A 21,810-nucleotide genomic window follows, 5' to 3' on the forward strand; every position below is an offset into this window, starting at 1 on the left:
AACTACAATGAATAAAACGATTAAAGGCCCGTCACTGACGGATGCGCTTATTCCTATTGTTGCACTGGTCATCATGATGGGCAGTGCGGTTTATCTGTTCTCCGACAATTCATCTTTTGGTCCTAACCAGATTGCTCTGTTACTGGGTACCGGCCTCGCTGCTATCATCGGCATGAAAAATGGCCATAGCTGGAAGGAAATCGAAGCAGGCATCGTTAAAGGGATCTCCATGTCACTGGGCGCCTGCCTGATTTTGCTGGCAGTAGGCTCACTGATCGGTACTTGGATGCTGGCCGGTACCGTTCCCACACTCATTTATTACGGGCTTGAGCTACTTAACCCGTCTTTCTTCTATGCTGCAAGCTGTCTGATTTGTGCTGTAGTGGCAATGAGTATCGGCAGTTCGTGGACCACAGCGGCCACCGTCGGTGTTGCCCTGATGGGGGTGGCATCCGGAATGGATATGTCGGCAGCAATTACAGCAGGCGCTGTTGTTTCCGGCGCGTATTTTGGCGATAAAATTTCACCTCTTTCAGAAACAACGAATCTGGCACCGGCAGTGGCGGGAACGGATTTATTTGAACATATCCGCTACATGCTCTGGACAACGATCCCCAGCTTTATTATTGCTTTAATCCTGTTTGTTATCCTTGGCTTCAGTGAGTCCGATGCTGCTTCTCTTGAGCGCATCGAGCAAATGCAGACATTATTGGGTGAATCATTTTCTCTGGGCTGGTATCTGCTCATTCCGCTGGTCGTGTTACTGACGCTGGCGGTGAAGAAAATGCCGGCATTTCCGGCGGTATCCATCGGTGCGCTGCTTGGTGGTATCTGGGCCGTGGTGTTTCAGGGCGATGTGGTCGCCGGCATGGCGGACGCGCAGGATTCTCCGGCCATCGGTACGCTGAAAGTGGTGTGGACTGCATTGTTCGACGGTGTCAGTTTTTCCACGCCGGATGAAAACTTAAATGCGCTGCTAAGCCGTGGTGGTATGTCATCAATGCTGAATACTATCTGGCTGATTATCTGCGCGATGTCATTTGGTGCCGTACTTGAGCGGGTTGGCCTGCTTAAGCGGGCAGTGAGTGCAATTCTTCATGGTGCGAAGTCTGCCGGTGACATGATCAGCCGGACGATTCTTACCTGCCTGGGTACAAATCTGGTAACGGCTGATCAGTATATGTCGATTGTTATGCCCGGCCGTATGTACAAACAGGAATTTGAAAAGCGCGGACTGAACCAGCTTAACCTGTCCCGCAGCCTTGAAGACGGCGGCACACTGACATCACCGTTAATTCCCTGGAACACCTGTGGTGCTTACATGCAGGGCGTATTAATGGTGCATCCGTTTGAATACATCTTCTATACTTTCTTTAACGTAATTAATCCTGTCCTCGCGATTATTTATGCGTATCTGGGCATCAAAATTCTTCGCCTGGACCCTCCCTTCGAGCGCAAAGAGGACGACGGGGAGCGCGCATAACTTTCTTTTTTAAGGAGTACTTATGAGCGTCAATGCAAAACGCCGGCTGGACTACCAGCCGCCGCTTTTTACCATTTCACGGGTAATCATGGATGTAAAACTGCATCCTGTCGCCACACGTATTACAACGAAATCCACAGTAGAAAGAGCAGGGAATCACAATGAACCTCTGTTCCTTGATGGCGAAAAACTCACTTTACATTCTGTAAGCGTTAACGGGCAGCCTTATACCGCCTATGATTTACAGGATGCCGGATTACTACTGAAAGATGTACCTGACAGTTTTGAACTGGTCATCGAGACAGAAACAGACCCGCAAAACAATCAGGCACTGGATGGCCTGTATCTTTCTGATGGCGTATTTTGTACACAGTGCGAGGCAGAAGGCTTCCGCCGCATTACTTATTTCATTGACCGCCCCGATGTACTGGCGAAATATACCGTCACTGTCAGCAGCGATAAAAAGCAATATCCCACGTTACTGGCAAATGGTAATCCTGTGGATTCAGGGGAAGAAGCCGACGGGACTCACTGGGTTACCTGGGAAGATCCTCATCCTAAACCCAGCTATCTGTTTGCGTTAGTGGCCGGTGATTTTGATTTACTTGAAGACACTTACCGGACCACCAGCGGCCGCGACGTTAAGCTTGAGCTGTATGTGGATAAAGGTAAGCGTGAACGGGGTCATTTTGCTCTGGAATCTCTGAAACGGGCGATGAAGTGGGACGAAGACACTTTTGGTCTGGAATACGATCTCGATATCTACATGATTGTCGCCGTGGATTTCTTCAATATGGGCGCCATGGAAAACAAAGGCCTGAATATCTTCAACAGCAAATTTGTACTGGCGGATCAGGACAGTGCCACTGACGACGACTTTTTCAACGTAGAATCTGTCATCGCCCACGAATATTTCCACAACTGGACCGGCAACCGCGTCACCTGCCGTGACTGGTTCCAGCTGAGCCTGAAAGAAGGTCTCACTGTTTTCCGTGATCAGCAATTCAGCGCCGACATGACTTCAGCGCTAAGCAACCGGATAAAGCATGTACGTGTGATGCGGGAACATCAGTTTGCTGAAGATGCCAGTGCGATGAGCCATCCTATCCGTCCTGATGAAGTGATTGAAATGAATAACTTCTACACAGTGACGGTATACGATAAAGGCGCTGAAGTGATCCGCATGTTCCATACGCTTCTCGGCCCTGAGGGCTTCCGAAAGGGCATGGATGAGTATTTCCGGCGTCACGATGGTCAGGCAGTTACCTGCGACGATTTTGTTGCAGCTATGCAGACTGCAACAGAAAAAGATCTCAGTCATTTCGCACGCTGGTACAGTCAGTCCGGTACACCGGTCCTGGCCGTTGAACGGGTTTATGACAAACAGAAGCGTACTTTGCACATTACGCTGTCACAGCACACACCGCCGACGGCAGATCAGGCAGAAAAACAGCCCCTGTATATTCCTGTGGCGTTTGAATGTATTGACGACAATGGTCATCACTACAGCGATGATGAAAGCCTGGTACAGAATGGACTGGTGATCGTGGACAAGCCATCAGTGTCTCTGACTTTTTCGGATGTTCCTGAGTCCTGTTTACCCGTTGTGCTGGGGAATTTCTCTGCGCCAGTGCGGGTAGATAACCCTTTATCTGCCAGAGAATTACTGCAGATTTTCCGTTTTGCTGATGATCCGTTTAATCGCTGGGATGCCATGCAGTCGCTTTACGACTGGTGTATCGGTGAAATAGAGCAGGGCGCAGCCATCCCCGATACGGTTTGGGATTATCTGCGTGAAGTGTTACATGATGAAAAGGCTAATCATGAGCTGCTTGGCGAGTGTTTATCGGTGCCCAGCTTTGAAACCTTGTGTCAGAGCCGCAGCCAGATAAACGTTAAGGCACTGTGTGCAGCCAGAGAAGCATTCTGCCAGCAGTTTGCTGACGCGTTACATGACGGACTGATTGCTGTGTGGCAGGCTATCGAAACCACGGACTACGTCTACGATCAACGTAATGTGAATGCCCGCCGTTGCAAGAATGTGGTACTCGGCCATCTTGCCCGCACATCTCATGGCACTTCGCTTATACGGGCACAATACGACAGTGCCGACAATATGACTGATGCTCTGGCATCGTTAAAGGCAGCGCAAATCTGTGACGGGGAACTCTTCAGTGACTTAATGACCCAGTTCGGTCAGCGCTGGGAGAAAGAACCTCTGGTGTTGGACAAATGGTTCGCTTTGCACGCTACCACTGAGCGGGAAGATATTCTGGCACACATCACCATGCTTAAGTCGCACCCTCAGTTCAGTATCGGTAATCCGAACCGGGTCCGCGCACTTATCGGTAGTTTTGCTTTTTACAATTCCACCGGTTTTCACGCTGAAGACGGCAGCGGTTATGAATACGTAACCAGTTATCTGATTGAACTTGATAAACAGAACCCTCAGGTGGCTTCACGCATCGTTACACCACTTACACAGTGGCAAAATTATGCGCCGGTGCACCAGCAACTCATGAAAGCCCAGTTGCAACGGTTGCTGAACCATGAAGGTTTAAGTAAAGACGTGTTTGAAAAAGTCAGTAAGAGTCTGGCCTACGAAAAACGTGACTGATACTACCTATTTTTTTACTCTCTCCTTATCCTACAGCCGGTGTCAGGCGTTTTATGAAAGCGCCGGCGCCTCTGCTGTACTCACTTCAGAATCCGGCAAAAGGGTACAAATACCTGTAAGCCGGCTTCGTCCCTTCGTCGACAGCCGCGGTCTTACCGGCCGGTTCCGGCTCCTCGTCAGCCCCGAAAATAAAATAAAATCCTTCGAGCGATTAAGATAATTTCAGCTAAAAACTGGCGATTTTGCCACTTTTGTTCAATAACTAGTTGAAAGGAAAAATGTTATTACTAGTGTTAACTGGTACGATTAGTTCTTGCGAAACAGGGAAAATGATGTAATCATTTTGTTAACTACCTTGGTTGGTCACACGTCTGCGCGTCGCTACCTGTTATCGTATGCGCTGGATCAGGAGAATAAAAACTATGACAATTAGGCATAGCACATTTAAAAAGACACCAGTTGCCGCTGGTATCATTGCCTTACTTGGTGCCGCCTCTCCGGCTTTAGCCGCAAACTGGCAATTTGGAGATGTTTCAGTATCACTGGATTCCACGTTTACGCTGGCGACCAGTATCCGTGCTGAAGACAGAGACTATAAATTAATCGGTAACAGCAACCATCCCCAGTTTGACTGGTCCGGTTATAACGCTGCAACGAATGTGATTTATCAGCCTGCTGATGTCTGGGCGCAGGCGAACGGTGATTATTCATCAAATAATGACCAGGGAGATTTGTCCTGGGATCCGGGTAAAGCCTTTTCTACCCAGATATCCGGTAACCACGATTTAGACATTAACATGGGTGACTGGGGTTTCTTTACCCGTGCGTTCTGGTTCTATGACTTTGTTCAGAATGATAACGACAACGTCGCCGCGAACCCCATCACCGGCAGAACACCCGATTTATGTGCAGCACCGGAAGCTGATGATTTACTCTGTAAAGATTTCCGTATCCTGGATGCGTATTTCTACGGTGATTTCTGGATTGATGATAAACCATTCTCAATCCGTGTAGGTGATCAGGTGATCAGCTGGGGTGAGAGTACGTTTATCCAGCACGGTATCAATACCACTAACCCCGTGGATGTAAACCGCGCCCGTGCTCCGGGTGCTGAATTAAAAGAAGTGTTCATTCCTGTGGGTATGGTGTATGCCTCTCTGGGTCTGACTGATACGGTCAGTTTGTCGGCCTATTACCAGTATCGCTGGGAGCGCAGCTGGTTACCGGTTGCGGGCAGCTATTTCGCGACAAACGATTTTGCCGGTGAGGGTGGTCAGGCAAACAATATTCAGCTCGGCTTTACCGGTAACCCGGATATAGACCTGGATTTCCTGTTGAGCTCATTAAACGGCCTGGGTTCTGCTTTACGCGCAGGTACTGATGCTTCCACAATCGGACAGGCATATCTGGCTTATCCCACAAAAGTGGCAGTTCGCGGTTATTCAGACGCTGCTCATGAAGATGCAGACGATCAGGGTCAATACGGTATTCGTCTTACCTGGTTCTCAGAACTGCTGAACGACAGTGAACTCAGTTTCTACCACATTAATTATCACAGTCAGCGTCCGCTGATTTCCGGTATTACGTCTGATTTCTCGCAGGAAGGTATTGCGTCAGATCTGGCTATGCTGGCGACCACAGAAATCACTAAAGATAACATTACTCAGCTGGAAGCGTTCACTGAAGCGAAGTTCTATTATCCTGAAGACATTCAGTTGTACGGCTTCAGTTTCAATACCAACATTGAGAGCTGGGCACTGGCCGGTGAATTTGCTTACCGTGTTGATGAACCGTTACAAATTGACGATGTTGAATTACTCTACATGGGTATGCCGGAACAGCTTGCTAACACAGGCTACCGTCCTGATTTATCCGGTATTTCTCAGTTAAATAACATCGGCCGTGCAGTGGGACCGGGTGAAACAGCAGAAGGTTTTGTATTTTCAGATACCTGGCAGGCTCAGTTTACCTTGTCTCAGGTATTTGGTCCGGCACTGGGTACAGATAACCTGATTGTTCTGGGTGAAGTTGGCTATGTAAATATCGTCGATTTTCCGGACCCTTCAGTATTGCGTCTGAACGCACCGGGTACTGGCAGAACGCCGTCACTTGAACCCGGCGAAGACGGCAATCCACGTGTTGGTTTACACACAGGTTTATCAAACGGACCTGAAACAAACCCGTTTGCTACAGATGATGCCTGGGGCTACCGTTTACTGGCCGTTGCTGATTTCAACAACGTGTTCTCAGGCGTAAATATGCAAACCCGTGCAACGTTCTCACATGATGTGAAAGGGACAACACCCGATCCGTTGTATGTTTTCCTCGAAGATTCAAAATCAGCCAGTCTGGCATTTACCTTTAATTATCTGAGCAGCTGGTCAGCCACTGCATCTTACAGTGCATTCTGGGGTGGTGTGGGTACAACAAACCAGCTGTCAGATCGTGATTTTGTATCTTTCAACATCAAGTATTCGATTTAAGGGGTATCGTATGTTAAGAAAAGCAGGTCTTATTGCTGCTGCGTTATCGGTAGCGCTGTCATCTACAGCTATGGCGGCAGTTTCTCAGGCAGAAGCCGATAAATTGGGTAACAGCCTGACACCACTGGGTGGTGAGGCTGCTGCCAATGCTGATGGCAGCATTCCGACTTATACCGGCGGGATAACAGCCGCACCGGCCGGTTACTCTGCAGGTGATCATCATCCGGACCCTTATCCGGGTGATCAGGTATTGTTTGAGATCACAGGTCAAAATTATAAAGAGTATGCGGACTTTCTGTCTGACGGTCAGAAAAAGCTGTTCGAAACCTATCCGGATACATACCGTATGCCGGTTTATGAAAGCCGCCGCTCAGCGTCTAACCCTCAGTTTGTTTATGATGCGACCAAAGCAAATGCAACCCGTGCATCACTGATTGAATCCGGAAACGGTATCAAAGGTGCGGCAACGGGCATTCCGTTCCCTGTACCGCAAAATGGTCTGGAAGCAATCTGGAATCACATTCTGCGTTATCGCGGTCAGGCTGTTCAGCGTTTTGGCGGTCAGGCTGCTGTAACATCATCCGGTGATTACAATCTCATTGGTTTTGACGAGAAACTGCTGATCAAATATTCCAATGAAAATGCGAAGCCGGAAGAACTTGAAGAAGATAATATTCTGTTCTTCTTCAAACAGAAAATCACTGAGCCAGCCCGACTTGCCGGCGATATTCTTCTGGTTAAGGAGACCGTTGACCAGGTGAAAGAGCCCCGTGAAGCGTGGAAGTATAATACGGGTCGTAAACGTCTGAACCGTGTTCCGCAAATTGCTTATGATACACCGGGAACCGAGGCCGATGGTCTGCGTACTACAGACGACTTCGATATGTACAATGGTTCTCCTGACCGTTACAACTGGGAGCTGAAAGGCAAAAAAGAAATGTACGTTGCCTACAACAACTACAAGTTGCACAGCGATCAGGTGAAGTATGAAGACATTTTGCAACCTAACCACATCAATCCGGATCTGACCCGCTGGGAAAAGCACCGTGTATGGGTGGTTGAGGCAACCTTAAAAGAGGGCTTGCGTCACATTTACCAGAAACGTGTTTTCTTCCTTGATGAAGACAGCTGGCAGATTCAGGAAGCAGACATGTACGACAAGAATGGTGAGTTGTACCGCGTCGCGATGACGTACGGTGTGAACTACTATGATGTGCCGACCCAATGGTCTACACTGGATGTGTATCATGATTTGAATTCCCGTCGTTACCTGGCAATTGGTCTGGATAACGAAGAAAAAATGTATGATTTCACTATCCAGCCACGTGAAGCCGAATTCACATCTCAGGCTCTCAGACGGGAAGGCCGTTAATTCTACAGAATCAAACGGTTGGCAGTGCCAACCGTTTTTGTATTGTTCTGCGCTATTAGGATAATAAGACTTATGAAAAGCACTCTGGCGGCGATTATCGCGTTGTCGGCACTGTTTTCTGTCCATGCTCAGGAAGCTTATCAGGCTCCGCTGGTAGAGAAATCAGTACTGCTCGATATCGATACCGCAGACTACGTAGTTGTGGCCGGGGAAAGAGGCCATATTCTGACGTCATCAGACGGCGAAAACTTCGTTCAGCAGGCTGTACCTGTTACTGCTACCCTGACAGCGGTGGATATTGTTGGCGACGATGTATGGGTGGCCGGGCATGATGCAACCCTATTGCATTCATCCGACCGGGGCACTACGTGGACAGTGCAAATGTCTGCCCCTGAGCTGGAAAAGCCCTTTCTCGATATACTCTTTTTTGATCGTCAGCATGGCGTCGCTGCGGGGGCTTACGGTTTATTCTTCCGCACCCGTGATGGCGGTAAAACCTGGAACCGGGAGCTGCACGCTACGTTACTCAATCCCTACGATCAGGAATATCTTGATGAAGTAAAGCGGGATACACCGGAATACTACGAAGAGGAACTCCGCGCCATTTTGCCTCACCTGAATAAACTGGAGCAGGTGGGAGAAACCCTTTACCTTGTCGGTGAAGCGGGCCTGGTCGCCATGAGTGACAATATGGGAGAAACATGGACCCGTATGGATACCACCTATGAAGGGTCTTTTCTTGACATTGCTGAGACAGCAGATGACACAATCGTCATCGCCGGCCTGCGGGGACACACCTTTGTCCGTCGCGGGACAGGTGAGTGGGAAAACGTACCGACCTGTCTGTCAGGTTCGCTGAATAAGATTTTACCGGCCGGTGAGCGTGTACGCCTGTTTGGCAATAACGGGATGATGATTTCAGTACCGGCATCGCTGGAAACAAGAGAATTCGATCCCTGGGGGCCAGCAGACAGTTGTGAGCCGGTTGACGGTCTCAGCCGCGAACAACTTAAGGACAAAGCAAGCATCGTCAGCGTTGCACGATTTAACGGTCATCTTATCGCTGTCACGGCGAATGGTATCAAACAACTGGATATGGATTAAAACACTGACATGGCAAGTTTTACCTCGCTTTTAGAAAGACTAATTTTCGGATACCGGAAAGTTGTAGTCGGACTCTTTCTGCTGGCCACAGTGTATCTTGGCTATCAGGCGTCGATGATGCATCTGGACGCCGGTTTCGAGAAAAATGTGCCGCTTAATCATGAATACATGAAAACCTACATGGCTCACCGCAGTGATTTCGGTGGTGCTAACAGCGTACTGGTTTCTGTGTGTGATACCAGCGGGAATATTTATAACCAGCACTTTATGGACACATTGCAACAAGTCCATGATGCGTTGTTTTTTATCAACGGTGTGGACCGTTCGCTGGTTGTCAGCCTGTTTGCCCCGTCTACCCGTTTTACTGAAATTGTGGAAGGGGGTTTTTCCGGCGGGCCGGTTATCCCTGCGGATTTCGATTCATCACGGCCGGCAGCACTGGAGCAGGTCGCTACCAATGTGGAAAAGGCTAAAATTGTTGGCCGCCAGGTATCCAACGATTACAGTTGTGCCATGGTGACTGCGCAGTTACTTGATTTGGACCCGAAAACCGGCGCACCGCTGGATATGCTCAAAGTCGCAGATGACCTGGAACAACAGGTCAGAGGCCAGTTTGAATCGGATAAGGTCAGCATCCATATCATCGGCTTTTCCAAAATGATTGGTGATGTGGCAAATGGCGCAAAAGACGTGGTGCTTTTCTTCGCCATAGCCCTGGGTATCACTGCTGTAATGGTTTACTTCTTCTCACGCAGTATCATGATGACGTTGCTACCCTTGATTTGTTCTGTGGTAGCTGTTGTCTGGCAGCTGGGCTTACTGACTGTGCTGGGATTCGGTCTTGACCCTATGTCGATTCTGGTGCCTTTCCTGGTATTTGCCATTGGTGTGAGTCACGGCGTGCAGATGATTAACGCTGTGGAGAAAAAGGTGGTTGCGGGCATGGGCGCGCAACATGCAGCCATGAGTGCATTCCGCGCTTTACTTGTACCCGGCGGTATTGCTCTGCTTTCCGATACAGTAGGTTTCATGACTTTACTGGTTATTGATATCGGCATTATCCGGGAACTGGCCATTACTGCCAGCATGGGGGTCGCCGTCATTATTCTGACCAACCTTATTTTGCTGCCGGTACTGATGAGCTTCCTGAAGCTGGATGACAAATATGTTCAGCAGTTCAATAAAAAAGAACAACGGAACACTGCTTTCTGGAATGCGATTGCAGCTTGCACTCACAAAAAACCGGCCATTATCATCATGGCTGTGACGACTGCCTTATTCATTTTCGGCTTGATACAGTCTCAGCAAATGAAGATAGGTGACTTACATGCCGGTGCGCCGTCTTTACAGGAGAGTTCCCGCTATAACCAGGATACTTTCCTGATCACCGACAAATACTCGGTGACCGTTGATTATCTGTCGGTGGTAGTAGAAACCACGCCGGAAGCCTGCACATCGTACGGTGTCATGCGTGCAATGGACGACTTTCAGTGGAAGATGACTAACGTTGAGGGTGTGCAATCGGCTGTCTCGCTGGCGTCAGTGGCAAAAGGCGTCAATGCCGGTTACAACGAGGGTAATATCAAATGGCAGGTACTACCCCGGAATCAGCAGACTCTGGCGCAGGATATTTCGCTGGTACCTACTTCGTCCGGTTTATTAAACGGAGACTGTTCGGTAATGCCGGTCATTTTGTTTATGGAAGATCACAAAGCTGAAACTATTTCTCACGTGGTTGATGCTGTGAAAGCATTCCGTAAAGAATATGAAACCGACGACATGAAGTTCAAACTGGCCTCCGGACCTGTAGGCGTAATGGCGGCGACTAATGAAGCCGTGGAAGCGGCTCAGGGCCCGATGATGGTATACGTGTTTGGTGCGGTTATTGTACTTTGCCTGATAAGCTTCCGTTCTGTCAGAGCAACTTTGTCTGTCGTACTGCCACTTTATGTGGTGTCGGTGCTGGCACAGGCACTGATGACTTTCCTGCAAATCGGGCTGACCGTGTCTACACTACCAGTAATCGCACTGGGTGTTGGCATTGGTGTGGATTATGGTATCTACATACTTTCTACCATGAGTCATAAACTCAAATCCGGTGAGACAGTGCAACAGGCTTACCTGGATGCACTGAAAGAGCGGGGAAGTGCAGTACTCTTCACGGGGATCACACTGGCAGTTGGTGTGAGCACCTGGGTGTTTTCCTCACTGAAATTCCAGATGGATATGGGTATTTTGCTGACATTTATGTTCCTCGTGAACATGCTGGGTGCGATTATTGTGCTGCCGGCACTGTCCAGATTCCTCTGGTTAAGTAAAAACGCCCCTGATGCATAAAATATTTTTGCATAAGTAACTACAAAAAAGGGCCGTTTGGCCCTTTTTTTTATGCGTTTTCTGCATAGTTATCTATGCTGTTAATAAAGCGTTAAAACTCCTCTTTCAATAAGGCCGGAGATTAGCGAAAATAGGTAAGGATTCTGTGCACTTACGACTAATAAAGGTTAAACCATGACAGTCACCTCACAGCGGCAGTCGGTGCTGCTTGATAATGTTTTCTCACTCATCGAAAAGAAAGTCGATGCGCAGCAAAATGCGCTGGTTAAACAATTCGGCCAACATCTTTTCCAGACAATTTCTAATGATGACCTGGAAGATCGCAACGACAGCGACCTCTACGGGGCTACATTAAGTTTGTGGAACGAGTTTTCCTCGTTCGATCCGTCGTCACCGTATATCCGGGTTTTCAATCCTGAAATCGCCAAACATGGATGGCATTCAAGCCATACCATCGTTGAAATTATCGTGCGGGACATGCCGTTTCTGGTTGATTCCGTGCGCATGTCGCTGAACCGCCTGAATATTACTTCTCATCTCATGTTGCACAGCCCCATCTGGCTGAAACGTGGCGATAAAGGGCAGGTGGAAGCTTTTTACGAAAGCGGCAAGAAAACCAAAGCGGCAGTTAAAGAAACCGTGCTGCTGATTGAAATCGACAGACAGACCGCGAAAAAAGACATTGATAAACTTACCAAAGAGCTTCGTTCAGTGGTTGATGAAGTCTCCCTTGCGGTTGAAGACTGGCAGTCCATGTCGGGCAAGCTGGCAACCGTTATTAAAGGTGCTGACAAACACAACTGGCCGGTAGATGCCGATAAGAAAGCCCAGACTCTGCAGTTTTTAAGCTGGCTGGCTGATCATAATTTCACCATGATGGGCTACCGTTATTACGACGCCCGTGCCATTGAAGGTGATTACCGCTGGATCCCTGATAATGACAGCAGCCTGGGGCTGATGAAAAAGTCTGTCAGCGATCGTGAGCGTCTGATTTCTAATTTACCGTCGTCTGCGCGGGCTGAAGCCCTGAGTCAGAATCCGCTGATGCTGACTAAAACCAATTCACGCTCACGGGTACATCGTCCTGCCTATATGGATTATGTGGGTGTGAAGGTTTTTAACAGCGATGGTGCTGTTGTCGGTGAACACCGTTTCCTCGGTCTGTTCAGTGCTTCTTTCTATAACTCAAGTGCCACTGAAGTGCCGGTGCTGGCGTCAAAAATTAAAGAAATCTGTACGTTATCCGGCTATGAGCCGGGTACCCACGCGTACAAAGCGTTCGTGAACATTATTGAAACTTATCCACGGGATGAGTTGTTGCAAACTCCTGCTGCGGAAATGGCCCAAATCATTATGGGTATCTTCCAGATGCAGGAGCGGGGCATTACCCGGTTGTTCGTTCGCAAGGATGTATTTGGCCGCTTTATTTCCTGTATGGTGTTTGTGCCCAGAGAGCGCTACAACACCCAGTTGCGTAAAGATACCCAGAACTTGCTGCAGCGCTCATTTGGCACTGAAGAAGAAATCGAATTTACGACGTTCTTCTCTGAATCTGTGTACGCCAGAACGCACTATATCGCCCGCGTCAAAAACAACAATGTGGAATACGATGTGAAGGAAATCGAGCAAAACATCATTGAGCTCACCAAAACCTGGAATGACCGTCTGGCATCTGCCATAAAGGCAGCCCATGGTGAAGCATCAGGTAAAGCACTGGAACGCAAGTATACCAATGCTTTTTCCCGCAGTTATATGGAACAGAACCTGCCCAGCGCTGCCCTGATTGATATGGAAAAACTCGAATTACTGAGTGATGACCATACACTGGATATGTTGTTTTACCGTCCGCAGGAAGAAAGTGCTGACAGTCAGGTTGTTAAACTGAAACTGTTCCACCGAGCAGAGCCTATTCACCTGTCTGACGTGTTACCTATGCTGGAAAATTTCGGCTTGCGCGTTATCGATGAAAGTCCGTACAAAGTCAATTGCGCCGATTCGTCGCTGAACTGGGTAATGGACTTCACCATGCTTCATAAGTCCGGTAAAGACCTGGACATGGAGCAGGCGCAGGCGTTGTTTCAGGATGCGTTTGCCAAGGTGTGGGCAAACACACTGGAAGATGATGCCTTTAACCGCCTGATCCTGGGTGCCGGCATGACCGGTCGTAAAGTGACCATTCTCCGTGCCTACGCAAAATATATGCGTCAGACAGGCAGCTCTTTCAGCCGCGATTACATTGCCAATACGCTGTCTGCCTATCCTGACATTGCTAAGAAACTGGTGGAGTTTTTTGACATACGTTTCGACCCGTTTAAAAAGCGCAGTAAGAAAAAAGAAGAAGCGCTGCTTGATTCAATCAAAGTAGCGCTGGATAACGTCAGCAACCTGGACGACGACCGGATCATCCGTCGTTATCTGGATATGATGCTGGCGACACTCCGCACTAACTTCTACCAGAGCGACGATGCCGGCAACGAAAAGCCGTATGTATCGTTCAAGCTGATGCCGGAAATGATTCCGGAAATGCCGCTGCCACTGCCTAAATTTGAAATCTTTGTGTACAGTCCCCGTGTGGAAGGTGTGCATTTACGGGGCGGCAAAGTGGCGCGGGGTGGTCTGCGTTGGTCTGACCGTCAGGAAGATTTCCGTACTGAGATCCTTGGTTTGGTGAAGGCCCAGCAAGTTAAAAATACCGTTATTGTGCCTGTGGGCGCAAAAGGTGGTTTTGTCTGCAAAAAACTGCCAACAACAGGCGGAAGAGCGGCATTCCAGGCAGAAGGTCAGGCGTGCTACCGTACGTTTATCCGCAGCCTGCTGGATATCACAGATAACATTGTAAATGGCGAAGTTGTGCCACCCAAAGATGTGGTACGCCTCGACGAAGACGACCCGTATCTGGTTGTTGCCGCTGATAAAGGCACGGCTACGTTCTCAGATATCGCAAACGGCATTTCTGAAGAATATAACTTCTGGCTGGGTGACGCTTTTGCTTCCGGCGGCAGTGTGGGCTACGACCATAAGAAAATGGGGATTACAGCCCGTGGTGCATGGGAATCGGTTAAACGCCATTTCCGTGAAGTGGGTATCGACTGTCAGACGACAGATTTCACCGCAGTGGGTGTAGGTGATATGGCCGGTGATGTATTCGGTAACGGTATGTTGCTGTCAAAACACACCCGGTTAATTGCTGCGTTTAACCACCTGCACATTTTCTTCGATCCTGATCCGGATGCAGCTTCCACCTGGGAAGAGCGTAAGCGCCTGTTTGAAAACCCGGGATTAAGCTGGGAAGACTATGACAGTAAGCTGATTTCTAAAGGCGGTGGTATTTTCAGCCGTGCGAGTAAGTCTATTAAGCTTACTCCGGAAATGAAAAAATGGCTGGGTACCCGTCAGGTGACGATGACGCCGAACGAGCTTATTCATAATATTCTCAAAATGCCTGTCGATTTGATCTGGAACGGTGGTATCGGTACTTATATTAAGAGTACTAAAGAGTCTCATGCTGAAGTGGGTGACCGTGCCAATGATGATTTACGTGTTAACGGTAAAGACGTTAAGGCGAAAATTGTAGGCGAGGGCGGTAACCTGGGTCTGACGCAGCTTGGTCGTGTGGAATATGCCGCAAACGGCGGCCGCGTGAATACCGACTTTATTGATAACGTGGGCGGTGTGGACTGCTCAGACAATGAAGTTAACATTAAAATTTTGCTTAACAGCCTGGTGAGTAACGGTGATTTAACCGTTAAACAGCGAAACAAACTGCTGTACGATATGACCGATGATGTGGCCAAAATCGTGCTGGAAGATTGCTACCGTCAGACCCAGTCGATTTCCATTACAGAACGGGCAGGTGTGTCGCAACTTAAAGAACAGCTGCGGTTCATCCATGGACTGGAGCGTGAAGGACGTCTTAACCGGGAACTGGAATTTATTCCTACCGATGATGAAATTTCAGATCGCGTGGCGAAAGACCGTGGACTTACCCGTCCGGAACTGAGTGTGCTGATTGCTTACGGCAAAATGGTACTCAAAGACGCATTTAATATTCCGGAGATCACGGAGAATCCGTATCACGGTAAACTGCTGGTCAATGCTTTCCCGCCGGTACTGCGTGACAAGTATCCGGAGCAGATGGAGCAGCATCCGCTACGAGGCGAAATTATCGCGACCAAGTTGACCAATAACATTGTCAACGATATGGGCCTGAATTTCGTGTTCCGTATGCAGGAAGAGACCGGAGCAACGGTGGATGAAATTGCTGATGCTTACGCGGTGGTGAAAGGTATTTTCAATATCGATCCGCTCTGGCGCAAAGTTGAAGCGTTGGACAATGTCATCGACGCTGATCTGCAACTGAGAATTCTGGAGAGTGCCCGTCGTATTATGCGCCGCACTGCGCGCTGGTATATCCGTCACGGCAATAAATCTCTGGGTATACATTCTGCGATTGAAGCTTACCGCGGTACCTTTGATAACCTTGCCAGTAACATGCAAAATTATCTGGTCGCTGATGAATATGCTTCCTTGCAGAAAGAGGCGGCGAAACTGGTTGATAAAGGTGTACCGGAAGATATTGCCACGCAGGTGTCCAGTTTCTCGAATCTGTTCTCCAGTCTCGACCTGGCGCAAATTGATGAAACAGACAGCCATGATACATCTGTCATTGCCAAGTTGTACTTCCAGTTGGGCGCGAAACTTGAACTGCACTGGTTCCTGGCGCAAATTACCAACCAGAACGTCAGTAACCACTGGCAGGCCCTGGCAAGAGCGTCCTACCGTGAAGAGCTTGACTGGCAACAGCGCTCCATTACGCTGAACTTGTTACAGTCGCGTCCTGACAGCAAAGATGCCGACGAAATTCTGCAAAGCTGGATGGACAATAATCAGGCTCTGCTGAAACGCTGGTATCACATGATGTCAGAGTTCAAAACCAGCTCTACACATGAATTTGCGAAATTTTCTGTGGCTTTACGTGAATTGATGCTTTTAAGCGCCAAGTCTAGCCATTAGAATACGCCTATTCAGAAACGACGAAGCCCTGTTTTGACAGGGCTTTTTCTTAGAGAAAGACCATGCAATCCATCGCCCAGAAAATTTTGCTCCAGTGCGAGCCCGAAAAAAGCCACGATTTTGCCATCAAGTGGCTGCACAGAACCCAGCATACGCCGCTGAAATTACTGTACAGTAATGAAACTATCAGTAAGCCGGTAAAAGTTGCCGGGATCACATTTCCAAATGCGGTAGGTCTGGCTGCGGGTCTGGATAAAAACGGCGAATGTATTGATGCGTTTGGCAGCATGGGCTTCGGATTCGTAGAAGTCGGTACAGTAACACCCCGACCGCAACCGGGTAACCCCAAGCCCCGTATTTTCCGCCTGCCTGAAAAGCACGCTATCATTAACCGCATGGGTTTTAATAACCACGGTGTGGATCATCTGGTCAGTCAGGTAAAAGCGTCCCGTTTCGAAGGGCCGGTGGGAATTAACATCGGTAAAAACAAAGATACCGAAGAAGCTAATGCCATTGATGATTACCTCATTTGTCTGAACAAAGTGTATCCTTACGCTAGCTACGTGACAGTGAATATTTCATCTCCCAATACGCCTGGACTGCGTAATCTTCAGTATGGCGAAGCACTGGATAAACTGCTTAACGGTCTGAAAGATGCACAGGAAAAGCTGTGTCAGACACATGGTAAATATGTGCCCCTGTTCATCAAAATCGCGCCGGATCTGGCGGATAATGAAATTGAAAGCATCGCCCGTTCACTGATCAACAGTAAAATGGACGGAGTGATTGCTACAAATACCACGCTAAGCCGTGACAGTGTTCAGGGACTGAAACACGCTGATGAAGCCGGCGGTTTAAGTGGCGATGTTCTGACGGAAATGAGTCTGGATGTGACACGCAAATTGTCTGCTGCACTGGACCGCGCAATTCCTATCATCGGCGTGGGCGGTATTCATGACGCGCAGACTGCAAAAGACCGGCTCGCCGCCGGCGCTTCGCTGGTACAGGTTTATTCGGCGTTTATCTATCAGGGGCCGTCACTAGTGAAAAACATCGTAAAGGCGCTGTAAAAGCCCTTTTACTTCGATTATTTTTAATCACTGCGCGGGTGCAGAACGTGTGCAGTTTCTATGAGTGTTATGAATCAAATTATTGTTACAACCAGCCGTGGTCTGGATGAGCTGTTAAAAGCTGAAATTGAAGCGCTTTGTCCTGATACTGCTTGTCGCTTATCGCCCGGCACAGTAACGTTTACCGGCACCCTTGAACAGGCCTATTCCGTTTGTTTATGGTCCAGGCTGGCGAACCGTGTTATCTGGGTGCTGGCCGAAGGAAAGTGTGACTCAGCAGAATCTTTATACGATACCGCTTCATCCGTTGACTGGCAGCAACACCTGCGGGCCAGTGACACGTTGAGTGTACAGTTCAACGGCACCAACCATGCCATTAAAAATTCTCAGTTCGGTGCTGTGCGAATAAAAGACGCCATTGTTGATCAGTTTATGGAAGAGTTAGATCAACGGCCGTCTGTAGAAAAGAAATTTTCAGATTTTCCTATCTGGGCCCGCGTACACCGGGACAATGTGGTCATCGGCCTGGATATGTCCGGAAACAGTCTTCACCAGAGAGCTTACCGTTCGAAAACCGGTGAGGCACCGTTAAAAGAACACGTGGCATGCGCCATGCTGATCCGCTCAGGCTGGACAGCAAACACAGATAAACCGCTCACGGATCTGTTCTGTGGTTCGGGCACCATCGCTATTGAAGCCGCGTACATTGCCAGAAATATTGCTCCCGGCATCAAACGCAGTTACTGGGGCTTCAGTCGCTGGTTGCAACATAACCAGCCTCTGTGGGACAAGATTAACGATGATGCTCTGGCAGCACAAAAGCCCTGTGATATTCGTATTACTGCTACAGATATTGACCGTAAGCTCATCAATATTGCACGGACGAATGCCGATCAGGCCGGTGTATTTAAAGATATTCATTTTGATAGCTGCGATGCGCTGAAAGCGGAACCTCAGGTTAAAGAAGCCGGTTATCTGGTGAGTAACCCGCCTTATGGCGAACGGCTCGGCGAACTCACAGACCTTATCCCGACCTTTTCAGAACTGGGTAAGCAGTTGAAAGCGGCCTGGTCAGGCTGGCATGTGTCCCTGCTCAGCAGCAACCGCGATTTGTTGCGAATGATGAAACTGCGCTCGTCAAAAGACTACGGCATGAATAACGGCAAGCTGGAATGCCGGCTGGTTAATTATGTCATGGATGAAGACAACTGCCGGCAATTTGGGTCAGACGGGGTGAATCACGAATTCGCTAACCGGCTGAAAAAGAATCTTAAAAAGCTGAAAAGTTGGGTAAAGCAACAGGACACCAACTGTTACCGTATTTATGACGCCGATTTGCCTGATTACAATGTGGCTATTGATGTGTATGGTGACTGGCTTGTTGTGCAGGAATATGCGCCACCGAAAACAATTTCTGAAGACAAAGCACGTCGCCGCTTACAGGAAGTGCTGTTGCATTTGCCGGCAGTAACCGGCACAAACCCGAATCAAATTGCGTTAAAAGTGCGCAGTCAGCAGAAGGGTAAAAACCAGTACGAAAAAATGGATCAGAAAGGTGATCGGCTGACTGTTTATGAAAACGGTGCGAAACTGCTGGTTAACCTGACAGATTATCTTGATACAGGATTATTTCTGGATCACCGTGACACCCGTAAACTGGTGTCACAACGGGTGAAAAATAAAGATGTTCTGAACCTGTTTTCATATACTGGCAGTGTCTCTGTGCATGCTGCATTGGGTGGTGCCCGTTCTGTGACTACTGTCGATATGTCGAAAACCTATCTTGACTGGGCGAAAGACAACATGGCACTGAATAAAGTGAAAGGCGCCAATGCCTTTATTCAGGCTGATTGTACGACGTGGCTCAAAACACACCCCGGCAAATACGATTTTATTTTTATCGATCCGCCGTCGTTTTCAAATTCAAAACGTATGCAGGATACCTTTGATGTTCAGCGCGACCACGTTGCTTTGCTGAAAGATGCATTCCGTTGTCTGAATGACGGCGGTGAAGTGATGTTTTCGAATAACCGCCGGGGCTTCAAACTTGATACTGATGCGTTAGCCGGAGCCGGATATAAAGACATTGAAGATATTACCGCAAAGACTATTCCGGAAGATTTCGCCCGTCATGCAAATATTCACCAATGCTGGACGTTGAAGAAGTGAAATTAGCGTTTTATACAGGACCGGGTTGTCATTTATGTGATCTTGCCAGTGATGTGCTGGCACAAACTCACCAGGCGCCTTCGCTGGACATTACAAAATGTAACATCCGCGAGGACGCAAACCTGTATCATCTGTATGCAGTCCGTATTCCTGTGATCAAACGCATGGATACCGGTGCCGAACTTGGCTGGCCTTTTGACGTAGAACAGGCAGAATCCTTTTTATCATGAGTGTAATTCAGTTAAAAAACATCACCGTTATCTACGGTAATCCGCCATTACTGGATGGCGTTGAATTAGTGGTTCAACCCGGAGAACGGGTGTGCCTGGTCGGACGAAATGGCAGTGGAAAATCCACGCTTATGAAAGTGCTGGCCGGAGACATTATCGCTGACGACGGGCAGCGTATTATCGACAGTAAAACCATTGTTGCGAGACTCGAACAGGATCCTCCGCAAACTGTTGATATCTCACTGTTTGACTATGTGGCCGAAGGGCTTGCCGATGTGGGCGATATTCTTAAGCAGTATTTTCATCAGACCCGTAAGGTGTCGGAAGATCCTTCCGAAGCTAACCTGAATAAACTGCAACACCTGCAGGAAGCGCTCGAAAGCCGTGATGCCTGGCAATTCGAGCAGCAAATAGAACAAACCCTTACCATGCTGAAACTGGATGCTGACATGTCTTTGTCCACGCTGTCCGGTGGCTGGAGAAGAAAAGCGGCACTGGCCAGAGCGCTGGTGCGTCAGCCCGACTTATTGCTTCTTGATGAGCCGACTAACCACCTTGATATTGAAATGATTCGCTGGCTGGAACAAAGCTTAACGGCGTTCCGCGGTGCAATCGTTTTTATCAGTCACGATCGTGCATTCATTCGCAACATGGCAACCCGTATTGTGGATCTCGACCGCGGTTCGCTGACCAGTTACCCCGGTAACTACGCCACCTACCTGGAAAAGAAACAGCAGGATCTGGATATCGAGGCTGCTCAGAATGCAGAGTTTGATAAGAAACTCGCTCAGGAAGAAGTGTGGATCCGTCAGGGCATTAAAGCCCGCAGGACCCGTAATGAGGGCAGAGTAAGGGCACTTAAAAAGCTTCGTGAAACCCGTAAAGCCCGTCGCGAAACCCAGGGCAATGCCGTTGTAGCACAACATGCCGGTTCCCGCTCAGGTAAAATGGTGTTCGAGGTAACTGACGCCAGTTACAGTTACGGTGAGAAAGCCATTATTAAACACCTTAACCTAAACCTGTTAAGGGGTGATAAATTAGCGTTCATCGGCCCGAACGGTAGTGGCAAATCTACTCTTATCAAGTTGTTACTGGGTGAACTGGCTCCGCAATCCGGAAACGTCCGCCAGGGCGTTAATCTGGAAGTCGCGTATTTTGATCAGCATCGCCACGGCCTGGAACTTGAGAAGTCAGTCATTGACGCTGTAGGTGACGGAAAGCGTGATTTGATGGTAAATGGCCACCCCAGACATGTGATCAGTTATCTGCAGGACTATTTATTTACCCCGGAGCGGGTGAATGCCCCGGTAAAATCCCTGTCAGGTGGTGAGAAAAACCGTCTGATGCTGGCAAAGCTGATGCTGAAACCCAGCAATTTACTGGTGCTTGACGAACCGACCAACGACCTGGACGTTGAGACGCTGGAAATGCTGGAAACCTTGCTGAATGAATATGAAGGCACGGTATTACTTGTCAGCCACGACCGTGAGTTTGTGGATAACGTCGCTAACAGTTGCCTGGTGTTTGAAGGCGAGGGTGAGCTCAAAGAATTTATCGGCGGCTTCACAGATGTGGAGAGCTGGTATAAGCAAAATGCAGCACAGAAAACTGCAGAGGCAAAGGTAAAAGATGAAACTAAACCGGTTTCTGACAGTCCTAAGCCAAAGTCTTCAGTACGCAAGACGAAAAAGTTATCATATAAAGATCAACGTGAACTGGATTCTCTGCCTGCAGAGATAGAAACGCTGGAAACCGCGTTAGCAGAATTACAGGAACAAGTGAATGATCCTGAGTTTTTTAAACAAACTGCCGACAGCACAGCCGCAACTCTGGCCACGTTATCAGAAATAGAAGAAACCCTATCCCGGAAATATGCGCGCTGGGATGAACTGGAAAGCATGCTGGAAGACACTCAGCAGTAATTAGGATTAT

General features: G+C 48.6%; 12 protein-coding genes. All 12 read left to right on the plus strand.

Annotated elements, in window-relative coordinates; translation table 11 throughout:
• Positions 1-7 precede the first annotated feature (7 nt).
• The 12 genes from nhaC to uup all read left to right on the plus strand — a co-directional run bounded on the left by nhaC (position 8) and on the right by uup (position 21,800).
• On the plus strand, positions 8-1,483 hold the full coding sequence (gene nhaC, locus ACXAG2_RS18900) for a Na+/H+ antiporter NhaC (RefSeq protein ID WP_474869569.1): 1,476 nt from the start codon (positions 8-10) through the stop codon (positions 1,481-1,483).
• Positions 1,484-1,505: 22 nt separating this feature from the next.
• Positions 1,506-4,100: an aminopeptidase N gene (gene pepN, locus ACXAG2_RS18905; RefSeq protein WP_474869571.1), complete on the plus strand. Its 2,595-nt coding sequence runs from the start codon at positions 1,506-1,508 to the stop codon at positions 4,098-4,100.
• Entirely contained in the window at positions 4,093-4,320 is a 228-nt protein-coding gene (locus tag ACXAG2_RS18910; protein WP_474844184.1) for a DUF2835 family protein, read from the plus strand. The genes pepN and ACXAG2_RS18910 overlap by 8 nt, the downstream gene beginning before the upstream one ends.
• 202 nt (positions 4,321-4,522) lie before the next feature.
• Positions 4,523-6,583 carry a DUF1302 domain-containing protein gene (locus tag ACXAG2_RS18915; protein ID WP_474869573.1) on the plus strand — a complete coding sequence of 687 codons (2,061 nt, stop codon included), beginning with the start codon at positions 4,523-4,525 and terminating at the stop codon, positions 6,581-6,583.
• 10 nt (positions 6,584-6,593) lie between these two features.
• Complete coding sequence (locus ACXAG2_RS18920) at positions 6,594-7,955, plus strand: DUF1329 domain-containing protein (protein WP_474869575.1); 1,362 nt, start codon at positions 6,594-6,596, stop codon at positions 7,953-7,955.
• A 72-nt stretch (positions 7,956-8,027) separates the two neighbouring features.
• On the plus strand, positions 8,028-9,059 hold the full coding sequence (locus tag ACXAG2_RS18925) for a WD40/YVTN/BNR-like repeat-containing protein (RefSeq protein ID WP_474869578.1): 1,032 nt from the start codon (positions 8,028-8,030) through the stop codon (positions 9,057-9,059).
• 9 nt (positions 9,060-9,068) lie between these two features.
• A complete protein-coding gene (locus tag ACXAG2_RS18930) occupies positions 9,069-11,396 on the plus strand; it encodes an efflux RND transporter permease subunit (RefSeq protein WP_474869580.1) in 2,328 nt (775 codons plus the stop codon).
• Positions 11,397-11,570: 174 nt separating this feature from the next.
• The gene (locus ACXAG2_RS18935) at positions 11,571-16,409 is read left to right on the plus strand and encodes an NAD-glutamate dehydrogenase (protein WP_474869583.1); all 4,839 of its coding nucleotides are present in this window, start codon (positions 11,571-11,573) and stop codon (positions 16,407-16,409) included.
• Between the two features lie 62 nt (positions 16,410-16,471).
• Entirely contained in the window at positions 16,472-17,479 is a 1,008-nt protein-coding gene (pyrD, locus tag ACXAG2_RS18940; protein ID WP_474869585.1) for a quinone-dependent dihydroorotate dehydrogenase, read from the plus strand.
• 69 nt (positions 17,480-17,548) lie between these two features.
• Positions 17,549-19,648 carry a bifunctional 23S rRNA (guanine(2069)-N(7))-methyltransferase RlmK/23S rRNA (guanine(2445)-N(2))-methyltransferase RlmL gene (gene rlmKL / locus ACXAG2_RS18945; protein ID WP_474869588.1) on the plus strand — a complete coding sequence of 700 codons (2,100 nt, stop codon included), beginning with the start codon at positions 17,549-17,551 and terminating at the stop codon, positions 19,646-19,648.
• Positions 19,645-19,878, plus strand: coding sequence for a glutaredoxin family protein (locus tag ACXAG2_RS18950; protein ID WP_474869590.1), 234 nt, complete (start codon positions 19,645-19,647; stop codon positions 19,876-19,878). The genes rlmKL and ACXAG2_RS18950 overlap by 4 nt, the downstream gene beginning before the upstream one ends.
• Entirely contained in the window at positions 19,875-21,800 is a 1,926-nt protein-coding gene (gene uup, locus ACXAG2_RS18955; RefSeq protein WP_474869593.1) for an ATP-binding cassette ATPase Uup, read from the plus strand. The genes ACXAG2_RS18950 and uup overlap by 4 nt, the downstream gene beginning before the upstream one ends.
• The last annotated feature ends 10 nt before the right edge of the window (positions 21,801-21,810 follow it).

The organism is Alteromonas sp. ABH4_456, assembly GCF_056160645.1.

Coding starts and splice junctions, on each gene's coding strand:
- nhaC (WP_474869569.1), top strand. CDS start 8: ATGAATAAAACGATTAAAGGCCCGTCACTGACGGATGCGCTTATTCCT.
- pepN (WP_474869571.1), top strand. CDS start 1,506: ATGAGCGTCAATGCAAAACGCCGGCTGGACTACCAGCCGCCGCTTTTT.
- ACXAG2_RS18915 (WP_474869573.1), top strand. CDS start 4,523: ATGACAATTAGGCATAGCACATTTAAAAAGACACCAGTTGCCGCTGGT.
- ACXAG2_RS18920 (WP_474869575.1), top strand. CDS start 6,594: ATGTTAAGAAAAGCAGGTCTTATTGCTGCTGCGTTATCGGTAGCGCTG.
- ACXAG2_RS18925 (WP_474869578.1), top strand. CDS start 8,028: ATGAAAAGCACTCTGGCGGCGATTATCGCGTTGTCGGCACTGTTTTCT.
- ACXAG2_RS18930 (WP_474869580.1), top strand. CDS start 9,069: ATGGCAAGTTTTACCTCGCTTTTAGAAAGACTAATTTTCGGATACCGG.
- ACXAG2_RS18935 (WP_474869583.1), top strand. CDS start 11,571: ATGACAGTCACCTCACAGCGGCAGTCGGTGCTGCTTGATAATGTTTTC.
- pyrD (WP_474869585.1), top strand. CDS start 16,472: ATGCAATCCATCGCCCAGAAAATTTTGCTCCAGTGCGAGCCCGAAAAA.
- rlmKL (WP_474869588.1), top strand. CDS start 17,549: ATGAATCAAATTATTGTTACAACCAGCCGTGGTCTGGATGAGCTGTTA.
- uup (WP_474869593.1), top strand. CDS start 19,875: ATGAGTGTAATTCAGTTAAAAAACATCACCGTTATCTACGGTAATCCG.